Origin of the sequence: Rahnella sp. RFA10(1/100), from assembly GCF_004195115.1 — a bacterium.
GTDB classification, from domain to species: domain Bacteria; phylum Pseudomonadota; class Gammaproteobacteria; order Enterobacterales; family Enterobacteriaceae; genus Rahnella; species Rahnella perminowiae.
Genome location: NZ_SEWR01000007.1, coordinates 239428 through 252288 on the forward strand (window position 1 = coordinate 239428; position 12861 = coordinate 252288).

The 12861-nt window shown below is 52.7% G+C and carries 11 protein-coding genes; 2 read left to right on the forward strand and 9 right to left on the reverse strand.

Annotated elements, in window-relative coordinates:
• Positions 1 to 381 precede the first annotated feature (381 nt).
• The 5 genes from pspG to ETV65_RS19975 all read right to left on the reverse strand — a co-directional run bounded on the left by pspG (position 382) and on the right by ETV65_RS19975 (position 7565).
• Positions 382 to 618: an envelope stress response protein PspG gene (gene pspG, locus ETV65_RS19955; protein ID WP_129954825.1), complete on the reverse strand. Its 237-nt coding sequence runs from the start codon at positions 616 to 618 to the stop codon at positions 382 to 384.
• A gap of 191 nt (positions 619 to 809) precedes the next feature.
• Positions 810 to 1814 carry a tRNA dihydrouridine(20/20a) synthase DusA gene (dusA, locus tag ETV65_RS19960; protein ID WP_129954826.1) on the reverse strand — a complete coding sequence of 335 codons (1005 nt, stop codon included), beginning with the start codon at positions 1812 to 1814 and terminating at the stop codon, positions 810 to 812.
• Positions 1815 to 1943: 129 nt separating this feature from the next.
• Complete coding sequence (locus ETV65_RS19965) at positions 1944 to 3383, reverse strand: sugar porter family MFS transporter (RefSeq protein WP_129954827.1); 1440 nt, start codon at positions 3381 to 3383, stop codon at positions 1944 to 1946.
• Positions 3384 to 3392: 9 nt separating this feature from the next.
• Positions 3393 to 4292 (reverse strand): aldose 1-epimerase, encoded by a 900-nt coding sequence (locus tag ETV65_RS19970; protein WP_129954828.1) that lies wholly within the window; start codon positions 4290 to 4292, stop codon positions 3393 to 3395.
• Between the two features lie 18 nt (positions 4293 to 4310).
• Positions 4311 to 7565, reverse strand: coding sequence for a DUF5107 domain-containing protein (locus tag ETV65_RS19975; RefSeq protein ID WP_129954829.1), 3255 nt, complete (start codon positions 7563 to 7565; stop codon positions 4311 to 4313).
• 109 nt (positions 7566 to 7674) lie between these two features.
• Between ETV65_RS19975 and ETV65_RS19980 the strand changes: the two genes are divergently transcribed.
• Together ETV65_RS19980 and zur are read left to right on the forward strand one after the other, a co-directional pair.
• Entirely contained in the window at positions 7675 to 8862 is a 1188-nt protein-coding gene (locus ETV65_RS19980; protein WP_129954830.1) for an ROK family transcriptional regulator, read from the forward strand.
• Between the two features lie 99 nt (positions 8863 to 8961).
• On the forward strand, positions 8962 to 9471 hold the full coding sequence (gene zur / locus ETV65_RS19985; RefSeq protein ID WP_129954862.1) for a zinc uptake transcriptional repressor Zur: 510 nt from the start codon (positions 8962 to 8964) through the stop codon (positions 9469 to 9471).
• A 151-nt stretch (positions 9472 to 9622) separates the two neighbouring features.
• On the opposite strand, the gene ETV65_RS19990 is transcribed toward zur, so the two are convergent.
• From ETV65_RS19990 to ETV65_RS20005, 4 genes are all read right to left on the reverse strand, one after another.
• Positions 9623 to 9832: a CsbD family protein gene (locus tag ETV65_RS19990; RefSeq protein WP_013577368.1), complete on the reverse strand. Its 210-nt coding sequence runs from the start codon at positions 9830 to 9832 to the stop codon at positions 9623 to 9625.
• 189 nt (positions 9833 to 10021) lie between these two features.
• Positions 10022 to 11386 (reverse strand): MATE family efflux transporter DinF, encoded by a 1365-nt coding sequence (gene dinF / locus ETV65_RS19995; RefSeq protein WP_129954831.1) that lies wholly within the window; start codon positions 11384 to 11386, stop codon positions 10022 to 10024.
• Positions 11387 to 11668: 282 nt separating this feature from the next.
• A complete protein-coding gene (gene lexA, locus ETV65_RS20000) occupies positions 11669 to 12277 on the reverse strand; it encodes a transcriptional repressor LexA (RefSeq protein WP_129954832.1) in 609 nt (202 codons plus the stop codon).
• A gap of 119 nt (positions 12278 to 12396) precedes the next feature.
• A complete protein-coding gene (locus tag ETV65_RS20005; RefSeq protein ID WP_129954833.1) occupies positions 12397 to 12765 on the reverse strand; it encodes a diacylglycerol kinase in 369 nt (122 codons plus the stop codon).
• Positions 12766 to 12861 lie beyond the last annotated feature (96 nt).

The following is a 12861-nucleotide window of genomic DNA, read 5'->3' on the forward strand; positions in this document are numbered from 1 at the left end:
AATGCAAAAAAGGCTTTCACGGATGTGAAAGCCTTTTTTACTGCCTGACTCAGACGACCTCTGATATCAGACGGGTACTGCTGTAGGGTACTGCCGGGTAAATCCGCAGGGCGATGTCACTTAAGCGACTATTGTGTGCCTCAGCGGACTTGATGAATTCGTTTTACAGCCTGCTGGCTGCCAATGAATTCCATCCTAACAGTCACCCATGTTAAAAAATATGATTTATGTATTTCGACCGCACATTCTGATTCAGCTTGTGATCGCTAGCACATAAGCAAAAGTTATCGCTGCAACGGTTACATTTTTTTGCGCTCAAAACACAGCCAGCAATCACCATGATTTCATGCGGTTACGTAAATCTATAAATTGAAGCTGTTATTACGGCAGGCGACGGCGGCGGTATTTCGGCTCATCAGGCCGGAAATATGTCCGATAAATCCAGACCGTAATCACGGCCAGAACCAGCCATGGTAACATTTTTATAACAATAGCCAGGAAGCCGCCCAACATCATCAGAGCAAATGCTACGATCAGAGCCGCAACCATACCCAGCAGAGAAATGCCGGTCAGCATCAGCATAAAGAAAAAACCAAGCACGAAGAGAATTTCCAGCATCGGGTGCTCCTTAATAAGCCATGTGCAATAAGACGTAGCGTCCAAACACGTATTAGCCATTACAAGAAACGTGCCAGTATGAGAGGGTAAATAATGTGTTGAATAATAACGGAAAAAATCTTCACAGGCACGTACAGCCTGCGAAAATATAGTAAATTTGACTAATAAATAGTGATTTTACTCACCTGTTTTCAGGCCTGCGCTGTCACTTGCTGCTGAGCAACCATTTGCAGCGCCTGTTCGACCACATCGATGCCCGCACCCGCTTTATGTGCATTCTCGCTAAGATGGCGACGGAACTGACGCGCTCCCGGCACCCCCTGAAACAGGCCGAGAATATGACGGGTGATGTGGCCGAGGTAAGTGCCTTTGCTCAGTTCCGCTTCGATATACGGATACAGCGCGCGGATAATATCCGGCCCGGTTTTTAGCGGTGCATCAGAGCCGAATAATTCACGATCAACGTTCAGCAACATACCCGGATTCTGGTAAGCCTCGCGACCGACCATCACGCCATCCATATGTTGCAGATGCGTTTTAGCTTCTTCGAGGGTTTTGATGCCGCCGTTAATGGCCATGGTCAGGTGCGGGAAATCACGCTTGAGCTGATACACGCGCGGATAATCCAGCGGCGGAATTTCACGGTTTTCTTTCGGACTGAGGCCGGAAAGCCAGGCTTTACGCGCATGAATAATGAAAGTATCGCAACCGCCGTTTTCAGAGACCTGACGGATAAAATCACACAAGAATTCGTAGCTGTCCTGATCGTCAATGCCGATACGGGTTTTGACCGTAACCGGAACCGAGACGACATCGCGCATCGCTTTAATGCAGTCGGCGACCAGCGATGCCTGCCCCATCAGACAGGCCCCAAACATGCCGTTCTGCACACGATCAGACGGGCAGCCAACATTCAGGTTAATTTCATCATAACCACGCTCTTGCGCCCGCTTCGCGCAATACGCCAGATCGGCCGGGTTGCTGCCGCCAAGCTGCAATGAAACCGGATGTTCTTCTTCACCAAACCCCAGATAATCCCCTTTGCCGTGAATAATGGCACCGGTGGTCACCATTTCGGTATACAGCAACGTCTGACCGGTTAACAGCCTGTGAAAATGGCGACAGTGGCGATCGGTCCAGTCGAGCATCGGCGCAACGGAAAAACGCTGGGCGGAAAAAGAGGTGGGCTGGGGCATTGCGTGTTGAGTTTCTGACATCGGCCTGACATTCGCTGAAGGGGTTCGTGGTGCTCCCTCCGGCGCAACGCCAGAGGGAAGTTAATCGCTGATTATACCACAGAACAAAGATTCGGCATCGTATGGGGTTTAGTGGCTTTCGGACATCGCCGCTTTTTCAGCTTTTCGCTCGGCGTCGGTACGGCTGAGACGCTGCTCCAGTGCTTCGAGCGTCACCCCGCGCGTTTCCGGCACGTTGCACTGGATGAAAATCCAACCCGCCAGACAGATAACAGCGTAGATGAAGAAACTGCCCGCCGCACCCAGCGCTGCGTTCATCAGCGGGAAGGTGTAAGTCAGCAGGAAACAGGCGATCCATAATGCCAGCGTGCCCACCGCCATCGCGTTACCACGCACCCGGTTAGGGAAGATTTCAGACAGCAATACCCAGGTCACCGGTGCCAGCGTCATGGCATAAATGGCGATAGCCACCAGCACCAGCAGTAACACCGGTAACCCCGTGACACCAAACGAATAAGACAGTCCGATCAAAATATAAATGACGGTCAGCCCCGCAGACCCCAGTTGCATCAGGCGACGGCGGCCGATTCTGTCCACCAGCGGCAGTGCCAGTAAAGTGAAAATAAGGTTGATGAGGCCGGTGGCGACAATCGATTTCAGCGTATCGTTGATGTCAAATCCCGCCGAGGCAAAAATTTCCTGTGCATAGTTGAATATCACGTTGATGCCGCACCATTGCTGGAAAATTGCCAGCACAATCCCCATCAGAATGACCGGCCTGACGCGCGGTTCCCACAGCGTGGAAAACGGCACTTTCTGGTTTTCCGAGCCCAGTGACCGGCGGATATCCGCCAGCGTAACGCGGGCATATTCCACGGAACCGATCCGTTGCAGAACTTTTTCGGCCTGCGGATAACGGTTAGCTTTCGCCAGCCAGCGCGGGGATTCCGGTACCACAAACATCAGGATCAGGAAGATGGCGGCCGGGATAGCTTCAGCACCAAACATATAACGCCAGCCGGTCTGACCGTTCCAGCTCTGTAAAATGTCCGCCTGCACAGCGGCAGAGGCGACCGGTTCGGCTATCATCAGATTAATAAGCTGTGCGGCCAGCACCCCCAGCACAATTGTCAGCTGATTCACGGCCACAAAGCGCCCGCGCTTTTCTGCCGGACTGATTTCTGCGATGTAAACCGGGGCCAGCGCGGAAGCCAGGCCAATCCCAACACCGCCCACAATTCGCCAGAACACAAAGCTGTTAAAGCTGAATGCCAGTGCCGTACCGACACCTGATGCAGTGAACAGAACGGCAGCGATAATCAGAGGCAGGCGACGTCCGTACCGGTCCGAAAGTGAGCCCGAACCTGCCGCGCCCAGAACACAACCCAGCAGCGCGGAGCTCATGGCCCAGCCAGACATTGCCGCATCGGTGATGCCGAAATACGCCTCGTAGAAAGGTTTTGCGCCGCCGATCACCACCCAGTCATAGCCAAACAATAAGCCTCCGCAGGCAGCCACCAGACAAATCATCCACACGTAGGGCATATTCAAAGCTTTTGAGTCAGACATAAGCATTCCTCATTCCGGGATGTTAATCGTCGCGCTGTGCAGCGACATTTGCTGTGTCAGAGATTCGCCGGGAGATAACACCCGCAGCGAGCCCCCGTGCGGCAAATGATGATCGTTTGCCGCATGGGTCATGGGTTCAAAACAGAAGAAATCATGCTGACAACCGGGGTCAAAACGGCTGTCGGATATAAACAGGAAGAACACCGGGCAGTCCGGAGACGTGGTCAGCCGCAGCGTATGGCCGGATTCTGGCCAGACAATCTCTGCCTTGCCATCCCAGCCGGAAAAACCGTTATTCACCCAGTGGCGGGGAAGGGGCTGAGGCGTGCAGAAATCCAGACCGGCAGGCAGCTTGTTATGATGTTTGCCCGCCAGCCACTGCGCGTCTTCCTGCCAGTAACCGGACGCTGTTGCCTGAAGACGGGTGGTTTCGCTGAGCGGGAAAAACGGGTGCCATCCCAGCCCGAAAGGCAGAGGATCAGCCCCCTGATTGGTGATACATAAGCTGATATCCAGCCGGTTATCATGCAAAGAAAAATGCTGCTCCGCCCGATAGCAGTAACTGTCGCTGCGATGCGTAAACGCCAGCGTCAGCGCGACCTCACTCTGGAAAACGCATTGCCAGTTTCCCAGCCAGCCATCGCCATGCAGATAATGCGCGTCCCCGGTGTTGGGCGGCAGAGTGTAATGGCGGCCTTCAAAATCAAAAGCGTTGCCTTTCAGACGGTTACCAAAGGGAAGAAGAGGAAAACAGGCCGACTCTGCGGCTGGGGTATCCTCACTCAGTACTGACGGGCGCAGCAGAGGGACATTGTCATCCGCCCGCTTTGCCAGCAGTTGCAGGATAGTGCCGCCGTATGGCGACACAGTCAATGCAAGCCGATGATTTTCCAGAGAATACAGAGCCATTTTTCTCTTCTCCTTCACTCAGCAATCCGGTAATTGTGAAAAGAGATGTGCTTTGGCACAGGAAGGATCCAGCGCAAAGATTTGCTGCAACACATCGGCGTAAGCCTCGTTTTCCAGACCACGCAGGGCCAGCGCTTTCACCAGCAGACAATGAATGCGATGCTCTTTCTGACGATCGCTGGTAAGCACGACTAAATCCGGCAATGACACCGCGAAGAAATCAGCCTGAACAGGCTGGTCCGCTGTGCTCTCCGCCCATTCCAGCATGTGCCTGAAGACCTGACGGCTTTGCTCTATATCATTAAGTTTGCGCAGTGCCATACCCTGATAGAACAAATAATCTACCGGCTGATCATTGTAATAGCGCCGCTCGCCAATCCCTTTGTCACCCGCCGCCGCACGCTCAAACCAAGTCTGCGCCTGTTTATGCTGCTGAAGTTTTTGCGCACAAATACCCAGCCAGAAGCAGATATCGTTATCCGTTTGCCCGACCAGCCGTCCTTCGCTGAGGTTTTGCGGATATTCCAGCGCGGATAACAGCTGCGCCTGCGCGGCAATCACATCTCCTGCACTGAGATATTCAAACGCCAGCAACTGTTTATTCAGCAGATACTGACCGGTGATGCGCCCTTCACCGCCTTCCCATGGATGGAATTTCCGGTCAGCCAGCAGTGCCCGTGCTGCCTGTAACTGTCCGCACTGGTTATATAAACTGAGAAGTTCAGCGATCAGATCGTCACGCTGTGTGGCGACGGACAACACTTTTTCCAACCGCGCCAGACGGATTTGCGGCGCAACGCCGGTCAGGCGATTAAGCAGATCAGATTCAAATAACAGCCGCGCATCCTGTGGCTGTAAACGGCACGCCTCTTCCAGACAGTGGTGCGCTTTTGCACTATCTTGCTGACGGTTCCACGCATCAATTCCCAGTCCGCGCCATGCATCCGCAAAGTCCGGTTCCAGCACCAGACAACGCTGCCAGCAGTCCACCGCCGTTTGTGTATTACCTTTGCTGTAATGGAAAGACGCCAGTAAATGCAAGGCAAATGCGTCATCAGGGAAAGCCTCAAGCATGCGAACTTCCGCCAGCCATTGCGGGAAACGAACATGCTGCGGGAAAGCATTTCGCGCTGCCAGACACAATGCCTCGCGCCCTTCTTTTTGCAGGGACGCTTGCAAATACAGCGGTAACGTTTCCTGACTTTTCAGCACGTCCAGCGCTTCGAGTGCCAGCGCATCCAGTCCGCAACCGGTCAGCTGAATGGCGATATTCATGGCGTTTTCGCCACGCCGGCCGGTGACATCGCGCAATTGCGCTGCCGATTTCGCAACAGGCGAAAGGTGATAACGCAGGAAGTGCAGAAGGTAATGCAGCGGGTAACGTGTTAAATGTGCTTCGATATACGTCTCGGCGTCCTGACCTAGCAGACACAGCAGCGTGGCTTTCAGTCCGATCAGGCCGTAATGATTCGCCTGCGTCGCCAACCCTTGCTCACAGAAACTCAGCGCCTGCGGATACTGCTCACGGCGGATGGCTATCCGTGTCAGCCCGAAGTAGCCCCCGGATTTAGCGTTGCCGCTCCAGACGGCGCGGTAATAGCTGTCAAAAGCCGCGTCAAAATCACCGGTCTCCTCAAGCGCGTTCGCACGAACGAGACTCGCCAGCCCGCATTGCGGATTCTTATTCAGTCTGTGTGCCCGGCTCAGCGCCACATCAGCAAAAGCCAGGGCCTGAGTAAAATTAGCCTGATTGTAGCTGAGTGTTGCCAGCGCCAGATTGCAGCGATAATCCAGCGCATCCAGTTCCACACCACGCCGGTAATAATTCACAGCCCCCTGACTGGCATGGTTGTATTGCTCAAGATGCTGACCGATAAACCAGGCCTCATCTGCAGAAGTGATGTCCTGCGCGGGCAAGGGCGCGCTGGCAGGCGACGGTAACGGCGTCTCACTGGCCTGATGTTCCAGATAGGACAACAGCTCTTGCCCCTGTTCATTCAGCAAGCGCAGCTGAAGGCGCGATGGGAATTCGCCACTCAGTTCGCCCTGAACCACGTCTCCAGGCTGCAAAGTCATGTCCTTTTCCAGCAGAATTTGCGTGCCATCTTCAGAACTGATCCTGATTTTCACGCCTTGCAACGGACTGACCGCATAAATGCCCCACGCCAGTTTTGGCCCGTGACGCTCAAGTTTAATCACCGCCTGCCCGGAGGCATTCTGCACCGTACCCAGGGCACTGTAAGGCAGGAAATTCTGAACGAAACACTTCTCCTCAAATGCATCCAGCCAGGTGAAATCCGGCTGATTATCGGTGAATACGCCGGTCATCAGCTCAATATAAGGCCCGTTGTTATCGGTCAGATTACGATCCCACGCACGACCGAAATCGCAGTTCCCCCACGTCCACTGCTTTTTACCCGGCGATACATGATGGTCAGCGATGTGCAGTAATCCGCCCTGCTGTTCGTGGTCATACGCGCCCACGAAGTCATAGTCAGATTTGTCGGCCATGTAGGACGTCGGAACGGGAATGTTTTTATAGCGCGAGATATCCACGCCCGCCGAGTAATCCACCTTATAATAGGTGCCGGTGGCTATCGGGAAGGAAGAAACGTCCCGTTTACCGTGATCGAAAACGGCGGTGACATCCGGCGGAAATACGCTCTGATGGCCATCACCGCCGGTAACTGCCGGATTAGCCCACCACAGGAAATGGCGCGGCGTCGGATTGCCGTTGTAAATTTTGGCGCTGATTTCCAGCAGCGCTTTATCGGGATAAAGGGTGAAACCGGTCATTACCTGCAAGCCGCGCATCGGTTCCACTTCGCCCATCCACACGGTTTGAGCACCGTTATCGTGTGCCTGAAGAGTGAAATCCACCGGCATAAAAGTGGTCGGACGGTGATGCTGCGGCCAGTTAAATTCGATACCCCCGGAAATCCACGGCCCCAGTAAACCGACCAGCGCGGGTTTCACCACTTCGTTGTAATAGACAAAATCACGCTGTTTTATTTTGTCCCAGGCACGGTGGACACGACCACCCAGCTCCGGTAGCAGCATGATTTTAAGAAAATCATTTTCCAGATACAGCGCCTGATAGGTTTTCATAACCTTCTCACCGGTCAGCGTATCCGTCACGCCGTACGGATATACCGCACCGGAAGACCCCTGATAAACCCGGTGTGCCAGAAACATCGGGTGCGTGTCCTGTTTTCCTGTCAGCCAGGTCGGGAGCTCGATCGCTTCCTGCCAGACTTTTACCGCTGTGCTCATGATTTCCCCTCAGTGCGCTGGATCGAAATATCAATTTCGAGATTCTACGCAGCGTACTGACAGGGAGGATTTGCTACGGTCACGCAATTCAGTAAACGGGGTTTAGTAAATGTCGGTAACCGGATTGAATAATCTGCGGCTGCGTCAGTTCAATAAGCAGGTGCTGATGACGTTGCTATATCGCGAGAAAAATGCCAGTAAATCCACGCTGGCCAGGCTTTCCCGTCTGTCGATCCCGGCCGTCAGTAAGATCCTCGACGATCTGCAAAATGATGGCTTAATCATCCACAGTCCGGTCAATTTACACTCGCGCGGGCTGGGCGGCGGAAGTTACCAGATAGCCACCGACGGCAGCGCCGTGCTGTGCCTGAATATCACGCCTTACCGCATCGAAAGTATTCTGGTCAGCAGACTCGTTTTACCGCTGAGTGACTATCAAATGACGGAGATTTCGGTCAGAACGCCGGATGCACTGCTGACGCAAATCGAAGCCTGCTTTCATCAGTACAAAAAAAGCTATCCCGGACTGAAAATCCGGCTGGCACTGGCGATCCACGGGCAGGTTAATCCGACTACCGGCGTATCACAGCGGATGCCGCAGGCACCCTGGACCGGTGAAATTGAGATTAAGTATCTTCTGGAAGAAAAGTTGCAAACTGACATCCTGATGGACAATGACTGCATCATGCTGGCGCTGGCGGAGAAATGGCAAGGCATTAATTATCATCAGGATTTTTGTGTAATTAATGTCGATTACGGCATCGGTTCTTCCTTCGTGATTAACCAGCAAATTTATCGCGGTAATCTGTTTGGCAGCGGACAAATCGGCCATACCATCATTGATCCCCAAGGCGACCGGTGCGCCTGCGGACGATATGGTTGCCTCGAAACGCTGGCCTCATTGTCAGCATTAAAGAAAAAGGCCCGTCAGCTTGAGCCTGCGGATCCGGCAAGGAGAACGCCTTCAACACAGGAACTGATCGACCGCTATCATCGGGGTGAAAGTGCCATTTGCGAGCAGGTTATGGAAGGTGCCCGCGCGCTGGGGCTGAGTCTGTATAACTTTCTTAACATTCTGAATATCAATCACATTTATCTTTATGGCCGCAGTTGTGGTTTTGGCGATGCCTGGCTGAAAACCGTCTGCGGACAAAGCGGCCTCAATCCCTTTGATCGTATCGATCACGTCAAAATTCAGGCTACGCATATTGCACCGGGAATACTGAGCCGGGAGCAGCAGATTATGGGTATCGGATATCTGTATGTGGAAAAGGCGCTGGACGCGATGGCAGGTTGAATGGCGCATAATTCGTCGTTTTGGTGCAAGCATGGTAAAATCATCACGGGTCGCATGATGTGGCCTCTTTATTCCAATCTGCGCTCAGAGACCGTTGCCATGACCCTGAATAACCCGGAAAAATTACTTTCACAAGCTGAAGAGCTTTGCCAGCAGCGCAATGTTCGCCTGACCCCGCAGCGGCTGGAAGTACTGCGTCTGATGACGCAACAACCCGGTGCGATCAGCGCCTATGATTTGCTGGATCTGTTGCGTGTGAGCGAACCTCAGGCGAAACCGCCAACGGTTTACCGGGCGCTGGATTTTCTGCTGGAACAGGGGTTTATTCACCGCGTTGAATCTGCAAATAGTTATGTTCTCTGCCATCATTTTGAAGAGCCAAGCCATACTTCTGCGCTGTTTATCTGTGACCGCTGTGGGCTGGTCACAGAAAAAACCACCGATGGCATCGAAGAACGCCTGGCAAAACTGGCAATGGAATCCGGCTTTGATCTTCGCCATTCTGTGGTGGAAGCGCATGGATTATGTGCAGAATGTAAAGTAGTGGAAACCTGTGACAGCCATGACCGGTGTGATCACGACCACAGTATAGTGGTGAAAAAACGCTGAGAGATGAAGGTGTTACGGAAGAGGAACTGAAAGACTGCGGGAAGGTGAAATGCAAAGGTTGGGTACTTCCGTGTACCCGTATCCTGAATTGTTCCGGGTAGGAGCAGCATTTTTCAGGATACGTCACTGATATGCGAGGGGGAGTCGCATGTTACCAGTGATATTTATTTTTGGTTTCCCATTCATTGAGCTCTTTCTCGGCCTGATCTTTCTGATAGCCATAGCGCTCCTGAATTTTACCCACTAACTGATCACGTTTACCTTCAACCACTGTCAGGTCATCATCAGTCAATTTACCCCATTGTTCTTTCACTTTCCCTTTGAACTGTTTCCAGTTACCGTCGGCTTGATCCTTATTCATAATAATATCTCCTGTTACCTTGGGTTTTGTGAACTGCATTTCTGGCTTGCAGTTCGTCCTTAACACTTCAAAGGTTAGTAGAGAATCTCGATTAATCCTCCTGAAACAGAGATAAAACCCGTTATTAGGATTAATCCAAAGCAGGAAATAACGCCAGGGCGGGGTTTATTCCTTTGAAAAGCATACAAATCAGTCCGCATGAAGCGAAAACCAGGTGTCGTGCCGCCAGTAACGGCACCAAATCCAGCCAAGGGATAATCCCCGCATCCCCAGGAAAACCGTCAATGCCAGCCACAAGGCATGGTTGCCCAACAGCGGTAAGCTGAAAAGCGTCAGCCCGTATCCTATCGCCGCCACGACCATACTGTTACGCATATCCCGCCCGCGCGTGGCACCGATAAACATGCCATCCAGTAAATAACACCAGACAGCTACCAGCGGCAGGATGATTTGCCAGCCCAGATAATGGTCCGCCAGTTCGCGTAACTCAGGTAGTGACGTCAGCGCATCAATGATCGCCCCGCCTGCAAGCGCATAAATCAGGGCAAAAATCAGGGCAACCAGCCCGGCCTGACGGCACGCGGCATGCCAGACATCCAGCAATTTCTGGCGATTCCGGGCACCGAATGCTTCACCGGAATGCGCTTCGATAGCATAGGCAAAACCGTCCAGCGCAAAAGCGGTGAAGGTCAGCAGGTTCATCAGCACCGCATTCACCGCCACGATGTGGCTGCCAAGCCGTGCGCCGAGAACGGTCAGTGAGGCAAAGCAAAGCTGAAGCAGAAGTGAACGCAACATAATGTCGCGGTTAAGCCCCAGCAGACGGCGCAGGTTACCACGCCAGGCCGAGGTGATTTGTGCGCCGGTTATACCCCGTTGCTTCATTACCCGCCAGACAAAGTACAGCCCGATAAATAGCGTGAAATACTCGGAACTTGCCGTCGCCATGGCAGCACCACGCACATTCCAGCCCAGCCCCATCACCAGCCACAGATCCAGAATGATATTCAGCAGATTCCCGGCAATCAGCAAAATCACCGGCCCGCGAACATACTGAATGCCCAACAGCCAGCCAAGGATCACCAGATTCGCCAGTGAAGCCGGGGCACTGAACCAGCGAATTTCGATAAACAGCCTCGCCTGTTCAAGCACCGGTTGGCTGCCCCCGACGATATGAAACGCCTGTTCCATCAGGGGGTGCCGGAACAACACTATGGTGAGACCAGACAATACGGCCAGCAGAAAGGGTTGTACGAAAGCGCGCGCCAGCAACCGGTTATCATTCGCGCCCAGCGCCTGAGCGGTCATGCCGGTGGTACTCATCCGTAAAAAAAGTAAGAGCATAAAGAGGAAAGTCGTGATCATCGAACCCACAGCCACTCCGCCGAGATAATCCGGGCTGTCGAGATGACCGATCACCGCCGTATCCACAAGCCCGAGAAGAGGCACCGTGATATTTGAAAAAATCATCGGCAATGCCAGCCTCCAGAGCGCCTTATCGGCGGGGCTTAAAAAGGTGTTTTTGAGTGTTTGTCGCGGGGAATGATGTTGCATAGAGAATCTCATGCCGGAGGTTCAGGTTATGCCTGTAAGTGACATCGCCCCGGAAGGGGCGACGAGATGAAACGTTAAAGCTTAGCGGTATGTCAGAGGCGGCTAACGAACCCGCAAATCAACAATATGACCATTGGGATCAAGAATTTGACCCAGTAATATCTGACCGAGTCATTCGAGTTGCAGGAAGGCGGCAAGTAAAAAAATCCCGATGAGCTGACAGGAGTCAGTGATTCGGGTGAACGCACGCAGCCAACGCATCTGCAGCCCGAAGTACGAAGGTCAGATCCAGTCACCGTTGCGGATGACGCCTACGGCCAGCCCTTCAATGCTGAAATTCTGCTCACGTAAATCAACCACGATCGGCTGGAAATCGCTGTTTTCAGGCAATAACTGCACCACACTGCCCTGTTTTTTCAGACGTTTCACGGTGACTTCATCATCTATACGGGCCACAACAACCTGTCCATTACGCACGTCTTGCGTTTTATGTACAGCCAGCAGATCGCCATCAAGAATACCGATATCACGCATCGACATACCGCTGACACGCAGCAGGAAATCGGCACTCGGCTTAAACATGGCCGGATCGACCTGATAGTGTCCTTCAATATGTTGCTGGGCCAGCAACGGCTCACCGGCAGCAACCCGGCCGATCAGCGGTAAACCCTCTTCTTCTTCCATCAGCAAACGAATGCCACGTGATGCGCCGGAAACAATCTCAATAACACCCTTACGCGCCAGCGCTTTGAGATGCTCTTCCGCCGCATTGGGGGAACGGAACCCCAGACGTGATGCAATCTCTGCGCGGGTGGGTGGCATACCGGTGGTGGAGATATGATCGCGAATAAGGTCGTAGACCTCTTGTTGTCTGGTCGTTAAAGCTTTCATTCCGCCCCCTGGTTGTTTATACAGTCTTGCTGTGAGTATATACAGCTAAACGATCAATGAAAACCTAAGATTGAATAAAAACAGGGCATAACGTTGATTCCTGGAATGCAGATTCCAAATCAGAACCATCGTGGCCAAAAGATGCTGACCCAGACAAAAAACGCCAATATGATGGTCAGAAGTACGGCAGCCGAGCCGATATCTTTTGCACGACCTGAAAGTACGTGAAACTCAGATCCGATACGGTCTATCGCGCATTCTACCGCGCTGTTGAGCAGTTCAGTGACACAGACCAAAACAACGGATCCCACCAGCAGAATGCGTTCTACGGGGCTGACATCAAACCAAAAAGATAACAAAATTAACGGAATAGCGACGCTGGCTTCCTGGCGAAAGGCCGCTTCATTTTGCCATGCCGCTTTCAGCCCTTTCCAGGAATAGCCAGCTGCTTTATAAATTCGGGTAAATCCAGTGACTTGGTTAGCCATTTCTTTTACTGATCCTTAGAGAATTTGCCGCACTTTATACCCCAAATAGTCGGGGTGCAGAAAGGCGGTAAAGAAGTGAATCCTGATGAGCTTACA